Annotated in this window: 19 protein-coding genes and 3 tRNA genes; 18 read left to right on the top strand and 4 right to left on the bottom strand. The window is 41.9% G+C overall.

What is annotated here, in order from left to right:
* Positions 1 to 127: 127 nt before the first annotated feature.
* The 18 genes from Q335_RS0104800 (at position 128) to Q335_RS09290 (ending at position 14,789) form a co-directional block, all read left to right on the top strand.
* Positions 128 to 203 (top strand) — tRNA-Ala (locus Q335_RS0104800).
* Between the two features lie 95 nt (positions 204 to 298).
* Positions 299 to 374, top strand: a tRNA-Glu gene (locus Q335_RS0104795).
* Positions 375 to 407: 33 nt separating this feature from the next.
* Positions 408 to 484: transfer RNA gene (locus tag Q335_RS0104790), tRNA-Asp, on the top strand.
* 195 nt (positions 485 to 679) lie between these two features.
* On the top strand, positions 680 to 1,891 hold the full coding sequence (locus Q335_RS0104785; protein WP_038369401.1) for a tyrosine-type recombinase/integrase: 1,212 nt from the start codon (positions 680 to 682) through the stop codon (positions 1,889 to 1,891).
* Positions 1,892 to 1,963: 72 nt separating this feature from the next.
* The gene (locus Q335_RS10015) at positions 1,964 to 3,025 is read left to right on the top strand and encodes a JAB domain-containing protein (RefSeq protein WP_028357658.1); all 1,062 of its coding nucleotides are present in this window, start codon (positions 1,964 to 1,966) and stop codon (positions 3,023 to 3,025) included.
* Positions 3,026 to 3,047: 22 nt separating this feature from the next.
* Positions 3,048 to 3,476, top strand: coding sequence for a hypothetical protein (locus Q335_RS0104775; protein ID WP_028357657.1), 429 nt, complete (start codon positions 3,048 to 3,050; stop codon positions 3,474 to 3,476).
* Positions 3,477 to 3,556: 80 nt separating this feature from the next.
* Positions 3,557 to 4,621, top strand: a complete 1,065-nt coding sequence (locus Q335_RS0104770; RefSeq protein WP_028357656.1) for a JAB domain-containing protein — start codon at positions 3,557 to 3,559, stop codon at positions 4,619 to 4,621.
* A gap of 22 nt (positions 4,622 to 4,643) precedes the next feature.
* The gene (locus Q335_RS0104765; RefSeq protein WP_028357655.1) at positions 4,644 to 4,871 is read left to right on the top strand and encodes a hypothetical protein; all 228 of its coding nucleotides are present in this window, start codon (positions 4,644 to 4,646) and stop codon (positions 4,869 to 4,871) included.
* Between the two features lie 336 nt (positions 4,872 to 5,207).
* On the top strand, positions 5,208 to 5,558 hold the full coding sequence (locus Q335_RS0104755; RefSeq protein WP_028357653.1) for a TrbC/VirB2 family protein: 351 nt from the start codon (positions 5,208 to 5,210) through the stop codon (positions 5,556 to 5,558).
* Positions 5,559 to 5,572: 14 nt separating this feature from the next.
* The gene (locus tag Q335_RS09305) at positions 5,573 to 5,944 is read left to right on the top strand and encodes a VirB3 family type IV secretion system protein (protein ID WP_051532302.1); all 372 of its coding nucleotides are present in this window, start codon (positions 5,573 to 5,575) and stop codon (positions 5,942 to 5,944) included.
* Positions 5,898 to 8,312, top strand: coding sequence for a VirB4 family type IV secretion/conjugal transfer ATPase (locus Q335_RS0104745; protein WP_028357652.1), 2,415 nt, complete (start codon positions 5,898 to 5,900; stop codon positions 8,310 to 8,312). The genes Q335_RS09305 and Q335_RS0104745 overlap by 47 nt, the downstream gene beginning before the upstream one ends.
* 22 nt (positions 8,313 to 8,334) lie before the next feature.
* Complete coding sequence (locus Q335_RS0104740) at positions 8,335 to 8,619, top strand: HigA family addiction module antitoxin (RefSeq protein WP_028357651.1); 285 nt, start codon at positions 8,335 to 8,337, stop codon at positions 8,617 to 8,619.
* 70 nt (positions 8,620 to 8,689) lie between these two features.
* Positions 8,690 to 9,337 carry a type IV secretion system protein gene (locus Q335_RS09300; protein WP_051532301.1) on the top strand — a complete coding sequence of 216 codons (648 nt, stop codon included), beginning with the start codon at positions 8,690 to 8,692 and terminating at the stop codon, positions 9,335 to 9,337.
* 24 nt (positions 9,338 to 9,361) lie between these two features.
* The gene (locus tag Q335_RS0104730) at positions 9,362 to 10,321 is read left to right on the top strand and encodes a TrbL/VirB6 family protein (protein ID WP_038369399.1); all 960 of its coding nucleotides are present in this window, start codon (positions 9,362 to 9,364) and stop codon (positions 10,319 to 10,321) included.
* A gap of 45 nt (positions 10,322 to 10,366) precedes the next feature.
* Positions 10,367 to 10,954 (top strand): hypothetical protein, encoded by a 588-nt coding sequence (locus Q335_RS0104725; protein WP_028357649.1) that lies wholly within the window; start codon positions 10,367 to 10,369, stop codon positions 10,952 to 10,954.
* A 136-nt stretch (positions 10,955 to 11,090) separates the two neighbouring features.
* Positions 11,091 to 11,591, top strand: coding sequence for a plasmid mobilization protein (locus tag Q335_RS0104720; protein ID WP_028357648.1), 501 nt, complete (start codon positions 11,091 to 11,093; stop codon positions 11,589 to 11,591).
* Between the two features lie 15 nt (positions 11,592 to 11,606).
* Complete coding sequence (locus Q335_RS09295; RefSeq protein WP_051532300.1) at positions 11,607 to 12,674, top strand: relaxase/mobilization nuclease domain-containing protein; 1,068 nt, start codon at positions 11,607 to 11,609, stop codon at positions 12,672 to 12,674.
* Positions 12,675 to 12,755: 81 nt separating this feature from the next.
* On the top strand, positions 12,756 to 14,789 hold the full coding sequence (locus tag Q335_RS09290) for a DNA topoisomerase (RefSeq protein WP_038369398.1): 2,034 nt from the start codon (positions 12,756 to 12,758) through the stop codon (positions 14,787 to 14,789).
* An 83-nt stretch (positions 14,790 to 14,872) separates the two neighbouring features.
* On the opposite strand, the gene dcm is transcribed toward Q335_RS09290, so the two are convergent.
* The 4 genes from dcm to Q335_RS0104690 all read right to left on the bottom strand — a co-directional run bounded on the left by dcm (position 14,873) and on the right by Q335_RS0104690 (position 17,871).
* Positions 14,873 to 16,195: a DNA (cytosine-5-)-methyltransferase gene (gene dcm, locus Q335_RS09285; RefSeq protein ID WP_038369396.1), complete on the bottom strand. Its 1,323-nt coding sequence runs from the start codon at positions 16,193 to 16,195 to the stop codon at positions 14,873 to 14,875.
* An 80-nt stretch (positions 16,196 to 16,275) separates the two neighbouring features.
* Positions 16,276 to 16,995 (bottom strand): Eco47II family restriction endonuclease, encoded by a 720-nt coding sequence (locus tag Q335_RS0104700; protein ID WP_028357647.1) that lies wholly within the window; start codon positions 16,993 to 16,995, stop codon positions 16,276 to 16,278.
* 89 nt (positions 16,996 to 17,084) lie between these two features.
* The gene (locus Q335_RS09280; RefSeq protein ID WP_038369395.1) at positions 17,085 to 17,654 is read right to left on the bottom strand and encodes an ATPase; all 570 of its coding nucleotides are present in this window, start codon (positions 17,652 to 17,654) and stop codon (positions 17,085 to 17,087) included.
* Positions 17,647 to 17,871, bottom strand: a complete 225-nt coding sequence (locus tag Q335_RS0104690; protein WP_038369393.1) for a hypothetical protein — start codon at positions 17,869 to 17,871, stop codon at positions 17,647 to 17,649. The genes Q335_RS09280 and Q335_RS0104690 overlap by 8 nt, the downstream gene beginning before the upstream one ends.
* Between the last annotated feature and the right edge of the window lie 262 nt (positions 17,872 to 18,133).

The raw sequence follows: 18,133 nt of genomic DNA, 5'->3' as shown, positions 1-18,133 counted from the left end.
AAAAGCCTTTTTTCTTCTATTTTCTGATAGTTTTCTCAAACTATACTTGACGCCACTAAAAAACATGCGTAATATAGACATCTTGCTAGCTTTGCTAGCAAAAAGAAGTTTCTCAAAAGAATATTTTGGGGGTATAGCTCAGCTGGGAGAGCGCTTGCATGGCATGCAAGAGGTCAGCGGTTCGATCCCGCTTATCTCCACCAAATTTTAAATTCTTAAAAAAACTTCTTGCACTTTTCAAAAAACTAGTTTAGAATTATGTTCTTAACAATTTTTGATAAGTTGTTATAAAGCTTAGGTCCCCATCGTCTAGTGGCCTAGGACTCCGCCCTTTCACGGCGGCAACAGGGGTTCGAACCCCCTTGGGGACGCCAAATTTTTTGGTTGCTTATTTAATCTATCGCTGCGGAGCGGTAGTTCAGTTGGTTAGAATACCGGCCTGTCACGCCGGGGGTCGCGGGTTCGAGTCCCGTCCGCTCCGCCATTTCTTCTTTTTGATCCTCCTCAAATCTCTTCGATTGTCTTCGAATCCCTTCAAAAAACCATTAAAAAACAATCACTTAGCCACTAAAAAACACTTTTTTTAAGATCAATAAACTTTTATGGTCTTCAATGGTATTTATAGCTAGTTGATGGTATCCTGAAATCAAAATACCACCACGTTTTTAAAAATACCATCATGGGTAAACTCACCGATAAAAGCATTAAAAGCGCGCTGAGCAAAAAGCGAACCAAACCCGAAAAACTCTATGACGGCAATGGCTTGCATTTGCATATCAGTGTTCAAGGGACGGGCTCTTGGCGCTTTTCGTATCGTTTTGACGATAAGCAAAAACTACTGACTATTGGCCGCTTTCCAATCGTCTCTCTGAGAGAAGCGCGAATCCTTCATATTCAAGCGCAAAAAGATATTTTTGAAGGCATCGATCCAGCCGCCAAAAAGCAACAAGCCAAAAACAGCAGAAAAACGCGTTTGAAAGATACGTTTGAAAAATACTTTCTTGAGTGGCATGAGTTGCAAAAAAAACGCTGGAAACCTGAATACGCGCAAGAAATCGCGCATCAGTTAAATCGCCTGGTTATGCCAAAGCTAGGCGCAATGCCGATCACTGAAGTCAACGCCCCGATCGTCAATGAGTTAGTTATGGAATTGACCAACCAAGGCTTGGGCGATACCACCCGCAAAACCTTACAGCGTATTAATGCAATAATGAACTACGCCGTGCAGGTCGGGGCGTTGCCCTTCAATCCCGTGCTGGCGCTCAAAGGCATCGTGCACGTACCACCCGTACAGCATCAATTAGCGCTGCCTGAACAAGAACTCACGGAGTTTTTTAAGCGTTTAATACAAGCCCCTGCCCTAAGAAATACAAAAATTGCCTTACTGATCACGGTGCTCACCTTCGTGCGCCTTGGCTCATTAAGGCGACTCGAGTGGCAAGATATCGATCTTGAAAACAAGCTTTGGATTATTCCTAAAGAAAAATTTAAAGCTTCGCGAATTTCCCTGCACGTACCCTTATCCGATTGGGTCATCGCGCTGTTTAAAGAATGTCCTCAAGGACCCGGATATATATTTCACAATCATCATGACACGCGCAAAATCATGAGTGAAAATGCCCTTTCTTACCTGATGGCTCGAATGGGTTATAAAGGCATCGCCACCCCTCACGGTTTTCGTTCGCTAGCGACGGATATTCTGAATGAAAAAAGTGACTTTAATTTTGATGTAATCGAGCGCCAAATGGGACACGTTGAACGCAATGCCGTGCGCCGTGCTTATCATCGCACCGAATACTTGCCTGACCGAATCAAAATGATGGATTGGTATTCCAACTACATTCGACAGTATTACGATCAAGCCGTCCTAGAAGTGGGTCGAGGTATTTGACCCGGAGCTTTTCTCATAAGATTATTAACCACCAACCGCCTACTTTAGGCGGTTTTTTTATGGAAATTCAAAATGAATCCTTCTTTTTTGGAGGTGTTTAATTGTTCATCAAACGAAGAACTGTATAAACGCCTAAATCAGGATAGAGACGTGTTAGTACGGTATAAGCATTATGATCACAGTTTCGAAAATTTTTATAAATCGATTCTTAATCAAGACAAGCTCGATGGTGATTTAAAAATAGGGCATTGGCTTAGAAAACATAATTTTAAGGATCTGAAACAACCTTGTTTATTATTAATGAACGCTCTCTATAAACCAGTTGCTAAGATAGATTTAGTAAAGTCTCAAGAGGGGTGGTTATCAAATGAGGTCAAGGAGAAAATTACCAATACGCCCTTCATATATAGAGCCGCCGTCCATGTTAGCGAGCAACATATTCCAGAAGGTTTTTATTTAGAGACATTTACAACTATTCATGATGAATTTACCGCCGCTTACGAAGATTTTAATTTTTTAGGTTCATATTCAAGCGATAAACAAAACCGCATTTATGTTCAACCTGACGACAAGTTGATGATCGACTCGCCTAATGAAATGACCTTACCTAAGCAGTATCTCGAGCCTGAAGTGTTTAAGGCTTCAGTTCCTTATCTAGACGGGTATCATGACTTCAAACACTATCTGGCCGAACAAAAAATTGTGGGGCTTCACATTGAAAAAGATAGTGCTAAGATTGAAAAAATACTAGTTGACGCCTACCAAACTCAACCGTTTGAGACAATGAACGTCATGCTTTTAGACAAAACGGGTAGAGTCAAAAATCTAGAACGCTGTACAAAGGGTGATGTTATCAAAACGCCTTCTAATGATAATTTAATTATTAAAAAAGCCCTACGCGATAATATAAGTGCTTTTGTTTTAGTTCATAATCATCCTGATGGGTGGACTCAACCCAGTCCAGATGATATAAAAATAACGGCCAAGATAGTTAATATGAGTAAAGATATAAACAGACCGTGTATTGAACATTTTATTGTAGGTAAGGATAACGTCTTATCTTTTAGGCGTGAAAATTTAATAGATCACCTTCCCTTATTTAAAGATCCCAGTCGTGACATAGAGATAGAGTAAACATCTAGGATAGGAGCAAAAAATGAGCACCCTTTTGAATCAGTTAACTCAACGTCTAAAAAATCTTTGTTTTGAGGCTCGCATCGAAGATATCGATGAATTACTCAAAAAAGTCCAAGATGATGAGTTTAGAAAAACGCTAGCGTATGCAGAAATAATCGTTACAATCAATCAATTGATGTCAAGTACTGATAAAAAACTAGTTGAACTTTGCTCAGCTAATATGATTGAGACCAGTATCGAGCTCATCGAACTATTGTTAGACAAAGAATTTAGTCAAACAGCAGATGGCATACAACTTAAAGAGTGCTTAAACCTTCTGATGATACCAGGTGATGGTCAAAGACTTAGATTTAAACCATTTAGCGAGACGAATCCAGAGCAATATGCAAAACTTAAAGCAGACCGCAGAGCTAAACGTCGGCAAATGGAGCAAAGCGTTACCGACTAAGAATAGAAAATCATTCGACTAATTGTCATTTATTTATTGCCAACCGCCTACTTTAGGCGGTTTTTTTATGGAAATTCAAAATGAATCCTTTTCTAAAAGAGTTTAATTGCTCGAGCAATAAAGAGCTCTATCAAAAGCTGTCGAAAGACTATGAGCTCGCGGCTAAATATAGGGACTATGATAAAAATATTGAATCATACTATGACCATCTAACGAATCAAAAAGAACTCGACAGTCGAAAACTCTCATCATCTTTTTTGTTAAATAATGGCTTAGATCAATCTGAAAAACCGTCTATTATTCTTATGAATGAAAGGTTTCAGCCCATTAAACACATTGAATTAGACATTCTGAAAAATGCTTGGCTTAATAAACGCGTTGTTGAGCAAATTAACAATACACCGTATGCAAGCAAGGTGATGCTAAACGTCCCAGAAAAGGCCACCAAACTACCAAACATTAAAAAATTTCCAACCTTTTTTACGGAAATAAGGAGAAAAACTAACTTAATATGTCACGAAATAGAGTCAGCCAGTCCCACAGATCAAAAGATCACAGTAATAGATGGCGAGACCAAAGCCAGTCAACGATTTGACTATTTTGTCGTCGACTTATCAGCCACATCCGGTATTGATACAAGTATATTTAATAGGGACTTAAATTACCTAGACGGGTATCATGACTTTAAACACTATCTGGCCGAACAAAAAATTATGGGACTTCACATTGAAAAAGATAGTGCTAAGATTGAAAAAATACTGTTGGGTGCCTATAAAACCCAACCGTATGAAACAAGCGAAATCATTACCCTAACCAAGCGCGGGGAAATCAACAGCTTTACCCAACTTGCAAAAGGCGATGTTCGCTCGACAAGTATGCCCTTTGACAAAATGCAGACCATCGTTCAAGAGCGCCAAGCCGAGGCCTTTATATGTATTCACAATCATCCCAGTGGAATTAATTTACCCAGCGACAAAGATCTTGACACCACTCAAAAGATGGTTAAGCACTTTAAAGAGACCAGTCCATGTATGGATCATTTCATTGTTGGTAGTGATGTATTCTCATTTAGAGAGAATAATTTAATTAAAGACCATACGCAAAGCTTTGAGCGCCAAGCTGATTTAGATTTAGATCTTGAATAACCCAACCCCAAAAGGAGTTAGCATGAGTGAAGAAACTGAAGATTATGAATACTATAAGCCTCTAAATAGAGACCTTCAAGGCCGCTTTATCGCCGCGGATATTGACAATGTGGAGCAATTTTTACAATTGTGCCAAACCGATGACTTTAAAAACTCAATGTACTACATTGAAATTATGCATTATCTCAACAAGTTAATTAACGACCCTGATCGCATTTTTGCACTTTTAACAAAAAAGAAAGATTCTTAAAGGAGAGCCACGATGATCTATATTCCAGGCACCAACCATGAGTTTATTGACTTGTGCTTTGAGTGTGGCATTCGCGATAGTTGTGATTTTGTAAAAAAACTCTCGGATGAAGCTTTTAAAAACTCAGCGGAAGGTCAAAAACTCATATCACTACTTAATTGTCTCGTGGCTACATCAAAAAACGAGCCCGCCCGTGTCTATGCAAGAAGTATACGAGAGGGATAAATTGCTATAGTTTCAATAAATGTCATTATTGATTTTTTTATTTCTTAATTAACTTTATTTGTTTTATTTGTTCACCGCCTACTTTAGGCGGTTTTTTTATGGAGTTGCCAAATGGCTATTAAAAAATATGTATCTCGTAACACCCTTGAAAATTCAATCCTCACCGCGCTCGTGCTCTCGATGGGTCTGGCGCTATATCTCACCCCAGATCTGGCCTTTGCCGCAGGAGGTGGCGGCTTTGCCTCTGAAGTGAAATCGATGATGGAAAACATCAAAACCGGACTACTCTCAATTATCGCTGTCGTCGCGACGATCGCCCTGATCTGGACCTTTGTCGAAGGCTTTATGGGACGCAAAACGTGGGCTGATGTCTTTACGCAATGCGCTTGGATTATCGGTGCAGCCGCCGCCGGAGCTCTTGCCACTTGGGTCTTTGATGCTGGTAAAAAAATCAGCTTTTAATCAAGGAGCCCGCGATGATTCCAGAAGAAGGTTTTCCAACCTTTGGCGGGCTCGCGCGATCAGTCACCTTTATGGGTGTACCCCTTGTCCCACTAGCCTTTTTGCTAGTGGGTTCAACCCTGATCACACTGATAGCCATGCAATTTTTAGGCGCCGGCGCCTTACTTTTTTTAGCGCTTCCCATCCCCGTTTTCTTAGCCATGAAAACCCTCACGGCCAATGACGATAAAGCGCTCGAAATTGTCAGCCTCGAGCTTTTAATCTTTTTTAATCGCCGCAACCCGCAAATCTTTAATAAAACCACCACGATTATTGGTACAAGTCTAGGCAGAAACAAAAATGATTACTTCCGACTTTTTGAAAAATATTCTAAAAAAACTCGCTAATCAGCCTTCACACGCTGATTTCTTACCCAAAATCAGCCAGCACGTCACAAAAAATATCGTGCACTTACACAGTGGTTATTTTCTGTTTACCCTTCAATTCGAAGGCATTCCCTTTGAATCTGAAGACGATCGACACATCGAAACGCAATTTAATAACTTAGCCAAGACCTTCGCCTCGGTCGGTAAAAACTACAGCAATCGCTTAGCGCTATGGACAACCCTGCAGCGCAAACAACGCCTGTTTGAGAGAAAATACGACTTTGAGAATATTTTCTGCCAAGAGTTTGCGGCAAAATACTTAGAGAAATTTAATCGCCAAAAATTCTACAACAACTACTTTTATATCACTGTCGTCTTAAAGTATGAGGACTTTAAAGACGGCTTAAAAGAAGCTAACGACTTAATCGGTCAACTCACGACGAACCTGGCCATTTACAGTCCCCACGTTTTAAGTAGCTATCAAAATAGCACCGGCATTTTATTTTCTGAAGTCTATGAGTTTTTAGGCACGCTCATTAACTACGAATACAAGCCCGTGCCCTTATCGGCTACGGATGCGAGCGCTATTTTGGGTGACTCTGATTTACACTTTGGATCCGATCTATGTGAAATTCGTGCACAAAACAGCACGAAATACGCCGTCTGCTTTGATTTAAAAGATTTTGGGGTGGCTAAACCTAAAATCCTCACAGGCATTTTAGATATCGACTGTGAATTTACCCATACCCAAAGCTTTGTGTTTATTAAAACGGCCGATATGAATCAACGCATTAATCGGCAATTGAACAATATGATTAGCGTTGGCGATGAAGCCATTGAGCAACAAGAAGAGCTGCTTTATGGCAAGGGCAAATTAGCCGCCGGTGACTTAATGTTCGGTGACTATCACTCCGCGCTGATTGTCTACGGTGATACACCTCAAGAAGCGGCCAATAACGGTAATATGGTGACCGCCAGATTCTTAAACCAAGGGGGATTTAATTTTAAAAAAGCGCAAGTCTCTGCGCCTTTTACGTATTTCAGTCAAGTGCCCGCCTCACGCAAAAAGCCACGCGCCTCACCTAAAACCACCGATAATCTTGCCTGCACCTTTGGCATGCACAATTATTCGCAAGGCAAAGCGCTCGGCAACCCCTTGGGGGATGGCACGGCCATCATGCCGCTGCAAACGGTATCGAACACCTTGTTTGACTTTAATTTTCATTTCACATCACCCAAGGAGAATAATATTGGCGATAAAGTGGCTGGCCACACCTTGATTTTAGGGGCGACAGGTACTGGTAAAACCACGCTTGAGACGTCTTTAATTGCCTTTACCAATCGCTTTAATCCTTATTTGTTTGTGCTGGACTTAGATGCCGGCATGAAAATCTTTATCACCGCGCTCGGTGGGTCTTATTACACCTTAAGCGCTGGCGAACCCACGGGGCTAAATCCTTTTCAATTGCCCGATACCCCCACTACCCGCGAATTTTTATATACGCTCGTGGGCATTTGTGGCCAAAATCTTCAGGGAAAAATCTCTGCTGATGAAGAAAAGCAAATTAAAACCGCGGTCGATACCTTACTTAACCAAGTCGATTTTGAGCACCGAAACTTTTCAGTGCTCCTGCAAAATATTCCGTATTCGACCAAGGAAGATAGCTTGCGCCAGCGTCTAGCGCGTTGGTGTCGCTCAGAGAACGGGCGCTTTGCCTGGTGTTTGGATAATCCCGTCAATAAATTCGATCCGAACGACTTTTATAAAGTTGGTTTTGATATGACGGACGTGCTAAAAGACAATTATCCGCCAACCGAGCCGATTCTGGCCTATATGTTTTACTTACGCGATCTAATGATGGATAACGTTGCCGCGGCCAATGGCATTTTGTGTACGATTGTCGAAGAATTCTGGTGGCCGACACGCTTTGAAGCCACGCAAGAATTTATTTTAAAAATTCTCAAAACCGACAGGAAGCGCGGCGGCTGGATTGTGCTCACCAGTCAATCCCCTGAAGATGCTATTAATAGTCCGATCTTTGCGGCCATTGTGCAGCAAACGCCAACTAAGATTTTCTTGCCTAACCCGGATGCCAAATATGAAAACAGCTATGAGCTGTGTGGCATGACCAGAAAAGAGTACGATGAATTGATTAAACTGAGCTTAGAGAGCCGCACCTTTTTAGTAAAGCAATCGCGCCAGAGCGCTTTTGCTAAATTAAATTTAGCCGGCTTTAGCAATGAAATCGCCGTACTATCGGGCTCGAGCAGCAACATTGAAATCCTCAATGAAGTCCTGCAAGAAAATCCATCGGCCTCGGTCGATACGTGGTACCCGATGTTTAAAGACCGTCTTAATGAACATAAACAAAGTAAACGGCTGTTGTAAAGATCACTGAAAGGAATAAACGATGATGCACAACCCACCACACCCAGGCGAAATTCTTAAAGACGAAGTACTCGATGCACTCGGTTTATCAGTAAAACAAGCCGCCGCGCGGCTAGCCATGTCACGTGTAGCTTTATCACGAGTCATCAACGGTAAAGCGGCGATCAGCCCAAACCTAGCGATTCGTCTTGAGCAGTCAGGTATCGCCTCGGCCAACTTATGGTTAGATCTACAAACTAAATATGACTTATGGCGAGCGATGCAGCATAAACAGCCTCGCATTCAATCATTGCGACAACCTGCCTAATAAACGTTTTAACAGTCATCTCAATCTTATCTAAGCCCCATCCCAGGGCTTTTTTTATGGAGCCAACATCATGAAAACCACCCTTGTAAAAACCTTAATCGTTAGCGCGATCGCATTTACGAGCCTGCAACCGTCAGTTCATGCTCAGGGTATTCCCACCTTCGACGCCACTGCAGTCTTGAAATATACTGAGCAAATCGCTCAGATGAAAAAACAAATTGAGAACCAAATCCAACAAATCACCGAGTTAAAAAATCAGGTAGTGGCCTTGACGGGCACGCGCAATATGGGCAATCTATTAAAAAATAGCGTGCACGAAGCAATCCCTGATGATTGGAAAATGCTCTATGATCAAGTCGGTGTTGGCATTGCCGATATCCAAGATCCGAAGAAGTATGACCCGAAAGCGGCGGAAAACAACTTGACGGCAATTTATCAACTGACCCAAGATTCGCTCGTAAAATCTCAGCAAATCACTTCAGACATTGAATCCTTAATGGCTGAAATTAATAACACTAAAGACATTAAAGCGGCCGCTGACTTGCAAAGTCGCATCTCCGCGCAACAAGCGGCTTTAACGCTAAATCAATCCAATCTTGATCAAGCATACCGAGCCTTTGAGATTAATGAACAAGTCATCGCCGAACGCCAAACCGCAAGGGATAATTGTTATCTTCGCGCTTGGGCCTATGGTACTGATAAAAGCCAATGCGAGTAATTAAAACAATTCTAAGGGAGCATCATGACTATGTTTGCAGACGTCTCCGAGGCCTTAACCAAGGCGATCGAGACGGATTTATTCAACCAAGCCAAAAACATCATTGATCAAGCCTTACCGATTTTTGAAATCGGTTTTGGCATTTATATTATTCTCGTCATGTGGGGTTACTACCGATCGGGATTTGATGAGACAATGGTGGATCTCACCAAGCGAATCTTAGGCTGGATGATGATTATCGCCATTGGCCTGAATGCCGGAAACTACCAAAAAGTGGCCAAATCGGTCTATGATGCCCCCGAAACGGTCGCGAGCTGGGTTACGGATAATAAAATGGACAATAAGTTTGTCGATCATCAACTAAATAACGTCGATAAATCCATCTTTAAAATGTATGAATTCGCTAAAAAATTAAGTACATGGAAAATTTTTGAAAAATTTTCCCTCGCAATAGGTTCTATTGTGTTATTTTTACTTGGCTACCTCAGCATTTTATTTATTTGGGTCTTCTATATGATAGCCAAATTCAGCTTAGCCTTAACCCTGGTAGTCGGCCCGATTTTTATTGGCGCCATGTTGTTCCCCTCCACCCGACAATACGGCATGAACTGGATAGGCCAATGTCTAAACTATATTCTGACCGTCATGCTATATATGGGAATTTCCCAACTTCAACTAGGATATATATCTAAAACTTTAGAAAAAATAAATTTAAACGATTTTTCGAGCGCGGTTATTTGGGAAATGACAGGATCCTTCGTTGTCATAACTATTATATGTATTCCCTTAATGCTCTCAATTCCTGGCATTGTGTCGGCTTTAACGGGTGGCGCCTCTGTCGATTCGCACGCTCGAGGGATTCGTTCAATGGCTTCAATGGGCGCCGCTGCCGTTTCTTCAGGCGCGACTTTACCTTTTAAAGCCTACAACTATGCCAAAGAAAAATATAAAAACTTTAGTAAAAACAGCATATCAAGTAAATAAGTTATTAATTATTTAACCCCCATTTTTTAAATAAAAGGAAAAATCATGTTACGCCAAACCATTTACTCCGCCCTCGCACTATCCTTATTCGTGCACTCTCAATCAAGTTTTGCCAGTGAAGAACAGGAAAAATTCAACGCCGCGCTTGATACAGCCTATGATTGTAAAGTGGATGCAAAGGCCAAAGGTCAACTAGGTGCGTGCAAGACAGAAGAAGAAGCACTAGAGCAAGCCGCGGCGGCTTGGAGGAAAAAAGAGCCCGAAAACTATAAAAAAATGAGCGATAAATCGACCGCCGATTTAAAAAAAGCAGAAAAGGCCACCGAAGGTACCACCGACGTATGTATTGAAAAAACGCTAGATAGTGATCTTCCCGACGACCAACTCGACGCTAAACTCGATGAGTGTGAGGTTGACTTCTTGAAAACCCTTAAAGCAATTGATGAGCAATCATTGAAAAGATACCAAATCATTAAAATGGCTAATGGCGAGTTAACACTTAGAAAACAGCCAAAAACGCAACCAATCAACGCGATCTTTGGCTTACTAAATGAAAAATTACAGGACACAGAGATAAGTGTTGAGGAAATGAACGAAGTCATCGCCAAAGGTTGGGCAGGCTTAGAAAAATGAAAATAATTGCAGATACAGAGGCCGCTAAAATTTTAAAAGCACAAAAAATGAGCGTTGAACTTCACTAACAACTACTTTTTAATCTAATCACGCAACCCCTTGTTCACCACAAGGGGTTTTTTATTGGGAAAAAACAATGAAAGTCTACGGATTAAGTGCGCAAACCAAAGAGAAATTAAAAAAACTCGCCCTGGAAAAGACAGGCAAAACGAGCCTCTCGAACTTTACCAAGCAACTTTTAATCGCCCAGATAGCTCCAGAGCACGAAAAAACCCCCATCACCGCACCTAAACGTCAAACCGCGCGCGTGGAAGTGCGTATTAGCCAAGAACTTTTAAAAAAACTCACCCAAGACGCTCAGCAAAGCGATATGACGGTCAATCAATTTATTACGTTTGTTCTCACTAGGTATGCCGCCAGCAACACGATCCTCACCAGAAAAGAAGTCGCCACCCTTCGAGAGTCGAATTATCAGTTATTTAAAATCGGCCATAACCTCAATCAAATTGCCAAAGCTTTAAACCAAGGGCAATCGTCGTCACTCACTACGACGCAAATTAAAACACTTAACCAGCACATCGATCAACACCTCAATGAAGTGCACACTTTAATAGATCAAAATTACGATCGTCTTTAAAAATAGAGAAAATTTATGTCTATGGCTACTAAACGCGCCGAAGATTTCTTACTCGGTAAAGAGCGTCGCATAAAACCCAAACATGGCCGCGCGGTCTTGTCTAAGCGCACCGGTCGCACAAGCACATCGGCCAACGCCTCCAGCGCACCGAACCGCACTCAGGGCACGATTCTCACTCGTCCTAACCCGCCTTTAAAAAAGAATACCGCCCTGGTAAATATCGTTTCAGCGGCTAAAAAAAGCCCCGAAGTCATGGTAAAAATTGGCCGCCGCAAATCGGCCAACAGTAAAGGGGTAAAAGGCGTTGCCTCACACATTGACTACATTAGTCGCAATGGCAAAATCGAGCTCGAGGATAACCATGGCTTAAAAATTAGCGGCAAAGAGGTTAAAGCGATCGCTAGCAATTGGACCAAAGCGGGCATGATTCACACGCAATCGACCAAACGCGAAGCGTTAAACCTAGTTCTGTCTATGCCCGCGCAAGTGGATCCTGAAAAAGTTCGAGACGCCGCCCGAGACTTTGCTCAAACCTTATTTAAAGGGCACGAATACGTCTTTGCGCTTCACACCGACACCGATCATCCACACGTGCATATTGCCGTTACGATGCAAAACGAGCGTGGTGAACGCTTAAATCCACGCAAGAACGATCTGTATCAATGGCGTTTACTATTTGCCGAGAAAATGCGCGATCAAGGCGTCGAATGCGCCGCAACCAAGCGCGTGCATCGTGCGCAGTTTACAAAGAGCGAAAAATCCGAACTTTGGCACTTAAAAAATCGCCAAAGCCATTCGTATATTGAAAAAGCGCGCTTTGAAAATTTAAAAGACGCCTTAAAAAACAATAAGCGCCCGGTTCATCCGTTTTTAAAAGAGCAACTGCAAAGTCGCAATTTTGTGGTCTCTGAATACAAAACCTTAGCGCGTCTGTTGTATCAAGAAAATATGAAAACTGAAGCCCGAATCCTCAGCAAAATGGCCAAAGAAATGAAAAACAAACCACCTATCACTCAAGCCCAAGCGCAGTTTGATAAACAAACGCGCCAAAGAGAGCCAAGACAAGAAGAGCGCACGTTATAGATTAACGCCAACAAAACCCAATCCCGCCTAGCGTGCTAGGCGGTTTTTTTTATTTAAACCACCAACCCAAAGAGCATTCCTATGAGCACATTAATCATCGCCGAAAAACCCAGTGTTGCTAGAGACTTAGCAAAAGTCCTTTCTAAAGACCATCCCGAGCTTCTTTTTGACAACTGCATTGGTCACTTAGTACAAGTCAGTTACCCAACTGAACCAAATCAAACGCTGCCCATCATCCCTAAAGCCTTTGAGCTAACCGTTCTTGAACGCACCAAAGAGCAATTTAAAAAATTAAAAGCCCTGTTCAATCGTAAAGACATTGATCTGATCATCAACGCGTGCGATGCCGGGCGTGAAGGTGAATTAATTTTCCGCTTGGTCTACGAAAAAGCCCAATGCACTAAACCCACAAAACGCCTTTGGTTACAGTCCATGACCCCTGATGCCATTAAAGACGCGTTTAACCAATTAAAAGACGCCAGCGCCTACGATAATTTAAGCGATGCCGCTAGAAGCCGCACCGAAGCTGACTGGCTCTTTGGAATTAATGGTTCGCGCGCTGTAAAAAGCGCCATCGGCCGCGTGATGACCCCGACCTTAGCGATGGTCGTGCGCCGCTATCAAGACAATAAAAACTTTACATCTGTGCCGTTCTGGGAAATTGTTGGGCAATTTAAAACCTCACACGGCCTATATGAAGGCAAGTTAGTGACTTCAAGCGAAGATCGCAAAGAAAGAAAATTTAACTCGCAGCATCAAGCGCAAGCCGTCCTAGATCAAATCCCGCGCACTGTTGAAACCGCCATGGATGCGATCGAATTAGAAAAAAAATATCCACGCCCTTTATTTTCGCTAACAGCCTTGCAACAGTACGCTAATAAAAAATTTGGTTACAGCGCGGCCAAAACCCTGCAACTGACCCAAGCCCTTTATGAAAAACATCGCGCCGTCACCTACCCGCGCACTGACGCCACCGCGCTGCCCACGGACTACGTGGAAAAAGTAAAAACCACACTCGAATCCCTCAGCGCGAATTATCCATCAGCCAAAGACATCGAGCTAAATCTGGTTAGTGTCAGTAACAAACGCGTCTTTAATGATAAAAAAATCACCGATCACTTTGCCATCATCCCCACGGCAGAGCCGCCCAAGGATCTCACTTCTGAAGAAAAAAACATTTATGAAGCGATCAGTCTGCGCTTTATTGCCGCCTTTTATCCAGAAGCGCACTATGTTAAAACCACAAGATGGACGCAAATCAGTGCTGAGTATCTGTTTAAGTCAACGGGCAAAACGCTCGAGCAACCGGGCTGGTTGCAAGTCTACAATGGTGTCGACGAAGAAGACGATAAGGAAGATAGTGAGAAAAAAACCAATTCATTAGCACCCTTAGATAATCCTCAGCCAAGCCTAGAAGCTCTTAGTCTGTCTAAAGGTCAGTCAAAGCCACCCGCTCTTTATACCGAGGCAACGCTCCTTAAAGCGATGGAAAATGCCGGTAAAGACATTGAAAATGAAGAACTCGCTGAGCAACTCAAAGGCAAGGGTTTAGGCACGCCCGCCACGCGCGCGGCGATCATTGAAAAGCTCAAAGATAAAGGCAAACATCCACAGGCGTATATGACGCTACAAAAAAAAGCGCTCATCCCCACCGAACGCGGCATTGCACTAATCGACTATCTGCAAGGGGCGGCACCAGACTTTATCTCGCCTGAAATGACAGGTCATTTAGAATACGAATTAAGCCGTGTTGAAAAAGGCGAAAAATCGCGCGCTGACTACATGCGTGAAATCGAGCAATACGTCTTTGATCTTATAAGATTAATTCAAGCCAAGCCCCGTCAAGTGCCACAAAAGACAGCGACGCTAGGAAAATGTCCTGTTTGCGCCCAACAAGACATGGTCAATCGTAAATTTAGTTTTATGTGTGACTGTGGTTTTAAAATTAACAAGGAAATCGCCCATCATCAACTCACCGACAAGGAGGTTAAAGCCATTATTGAAAAGGGAAAATCGCCTAAAATCACCACCTTTAAATCAAAAGCAGGCAAACCCTTTAGCGCCATCCTAGTGCTCGACAAAGAAGCCAAAAACTTACAATTTAAATTCGATTAATGACAGTTTAATTTTTATAAGTTCAATAAAAAGCCCCTAGAGCGTATAAAAGCGTTCTAGGGGCTTTTTGTTTGGCTGTGATTTCAGCCCGTTTGTCTTATCAATTCGTCAATACACACAGTGTCTGACTTACCACAACGAACATCGGATAACCGTTGTTCGGCCAGACACAAATCTTCAAGGTCATCGAGATGTTCAAGCAATTGAATCACAGAACAACCTATCGCCTGAGCTAAATTCACAGGTACAGCGTTACCGATTTGCTTATATTGCGCCGTTGTAGACCCTTCAAAGACCCATTCATCAGGAAAGGTTTGAATTCTTGCATATTCCCTAACAGTCAAAGGCCTCGTCTCTTCAGGATGACACCGTTCTGTCTGTTTTTGTGCAGGTGCACAAGTGAGCGTTAAACTGGGTTCATCCCAAGATAACCGCCGCGCCATTCCTGTTTTTCCACCTCCCAAATAATAGCTTTTAAGCATATATTCTTTTTGAATATCTACTGGCAAATCACGCCAATATCCCCCGGCAGGAACCATACTTAAAATTTCTTTTTTTCTCTTTGGATATTCTTGTCCTTCAGACGACGGCACATCGCAATCATAAAGTTCGCCTTTTTTTAAAGCATCTTTTAAGGTGAGCACCCTGTGATAAGTGGCTGGCCATTTAAAATCAATACCTTCTGAAATATCATTCCTTACCGCAATAAGAATCAATCTCTCCCTTTTCTGCGGCACTTTATAAAACATGGCTTTTAATACTTTTGGTTCATATAAATGATAGCCAAGATCTTTGATGACATTTCTGATCGTCTCTAGAGTTCTACCATTATCATGGTTTAAAAGCCCCCGGACATTTTCAGCCAAAATCACCCGCGGATTGATCTCCTTGACCGCTCTTGCAAATTCAAAAAATAACGTGCCTCTAGTGTCTTCAAAACCTAATTTCTTTCCAGCATACGAAAACGCCTGACAAGGAAAACCACCGGCTAACACATCAACGGCATCTTTATACTCAGAAAAGTCTACTTTTGAAATATCATTTTCCACGACATTCCATTGGGGCCTATTTCTTCTCAAAGTGTTGCACGCGTGATGATCAATTTCGTTTAGCATGACGGCGTCTAGCCCTGCTTTTTCAAGGCCAAGTGCCATACCCCCCGCCCCAGCGAATAGTTCTAGGACAGTATATTTTTTACTATGGACATAATCGCCTTCAACCCATGAGTCTTCAAATAGAAATTGGGCTTGTTCAAATTGCTTGAGTTGTTCTTTTTTATAATAGCGATAATTATTAGATTTATTCCTATGTGAAATAAATTTACCGTCGTTGTCCCAACGGCGCAGTGTCCCTTTGGACATTCCTAAAATATCGGCGACTTCAGCTAAAGATAATTGGTCTTTCATCAATGATAACCATGTAAACGTTATACATGGTTACTATATTAATAATTTGTTTTTGCAATGTCAAACATTACTTATGGTTATTATCCATAAGCAAGCGAAAAATATCGCATATAACTTTCTTTTTCTTTAATAGTAAATTCTGCAATCCCAAAGCGTTCCCTCAAAACGTTCTCTATCACCGTAGGTAACACTGAATGCAACTCTTTTAGTGCGTATTCTCTACCCGTGACTATGTGATAAAAACTAGCACCATCAATAATTCGGATTTTTTCGTTCTCTGGACACCGGTCTCCACGTTCTTTGTCCGATGGCGTAAACGGTTTATCAATTCTTTGAGGTTTTTTTGGAATGATGTTCACAAAAAAAGCGGTATAGCCTTTATATAAACTCGTTTTTGGCGAAATAAGTCTATCTAAGTTGTGGTATTTATGGACTAAATCACCGCCAGTCACAGTTGAATATTTATTTTTAATTTCCGCAAGTATTTTTCTTTCTTCATTAATAAGGTCTATCACACCACCAACGCCGCAATCGCGCCAGCCGCCAACGTGACCTAGCAACTTTTGATGAAACGTCCCCACATGATTTTGGATTGTCTTCTGATACTGCCTAGCCAGTTCAAAATTACGCCATTGATCATGACTTGAAAACACATGTGATTCAAACAACGCGCCGAAGGGATCAATCACGTTTCGATAAAACGTTTTTTCTGCCTCAGTTTGTTTCTTTTTGGCTTTCCCTAGGAGGAACTCAACCTCCTTAAAAAGCTCTTCATCACTAACGTATTCAAGTAAGGCCATGGCTATTCTTATAAAAATTGTTTAATTGAGCAATATCCTACCATTATTAATAGCAACTCAATTGAAATAGCCATACACCTGCGGAACAACTAGAGAAATCCCGCCGTCAAGACATATTTAACACTCCAGATAGGCAATTGATTTCTTCTGACTTTAATTTTGCCTCTATTAATACTAATTATTAATTTATGTTTTCTGCCAGAGTTATCAAAAATAAACGCCCGATCGCAATCAGCGATATACGCCTCTAATTGAAACATGCTGCGATGGTATCGTCTGAAAACATCCGCTTGAGGCACATCGTGACCTTTACATAGCACGCGCTGTTTAACTCTTCTATTCGAGACCGCAGGACTATTGATACCAACATAAATGAGATCCACTTGATAACCCAGTGACTTCGCTTGTTTGACTAAACGTTTTTCAATATTCCCTGTTAACGTCGTCTCGATCGCAAAGCTAGTTTTCTTCTTAAGTAAATGTTCTCGTCTTTCTAAAGCGATTTTACCGGCCGCTATATTACTGCAACCCAATTGAACCGCAATATCATCGGGATTTACAAGTGGCATCCGGCTACGTAACTTAAGCTTTTTGACTAATGTTGACTTACCAGCACCATTTGGCCCTCCTACAATCAACAATTTGTATCGCTTACTCATACGTTTTAACCACAACAAAATCGCCATTATCGTCTTCAGCGACTAGTTCTTTCTTACCATCAGGGTACTCCATAATCGCGTAACCCACTGGCGTATCATCCTCGATATAGCAAACAGGGATCCCCGCATCTAATAGCGGCTGAGCAAAATCATCATTGTTATCTTCAGCCCATTTTTCAATGTCTCGCCATAATTGATCATCAGAGTCTTCACACATCGTTATCGCTCCCTTAATAACCAGTCTTTAAATTCTAGCAAATTCAAAAAGTCGTCAGACGCAAAAGAACAGGTGTGTTAGCACCACTCAGCCGCGTGCGGCGTTTCCAATCGCAGATTGGAATTTAACCCATTTAGGGTTAATGTTAAAGTGTCCCCACATTAACGGCGATAGCCTATCCTGCATTTAGATATTTTTAGTCTAGAATTTACACATATAACCACTGATAACCACCCATCGTTCATCTTCAGGGAAAAATATG

Source organism: Brackiella oedipodis DSM 13743 (assembly GCF_000621025.1).
Taxonomy (GTDB): Bacteria; Pseudomonadota; Gammaproteobacteria; order Burkholderiales; family Burkholderiaceae_B; genus Oligella; species Oligella oedipodis.
This window is presented reverse-complemented; position numbering and strand designations above follow the sequence as displayed.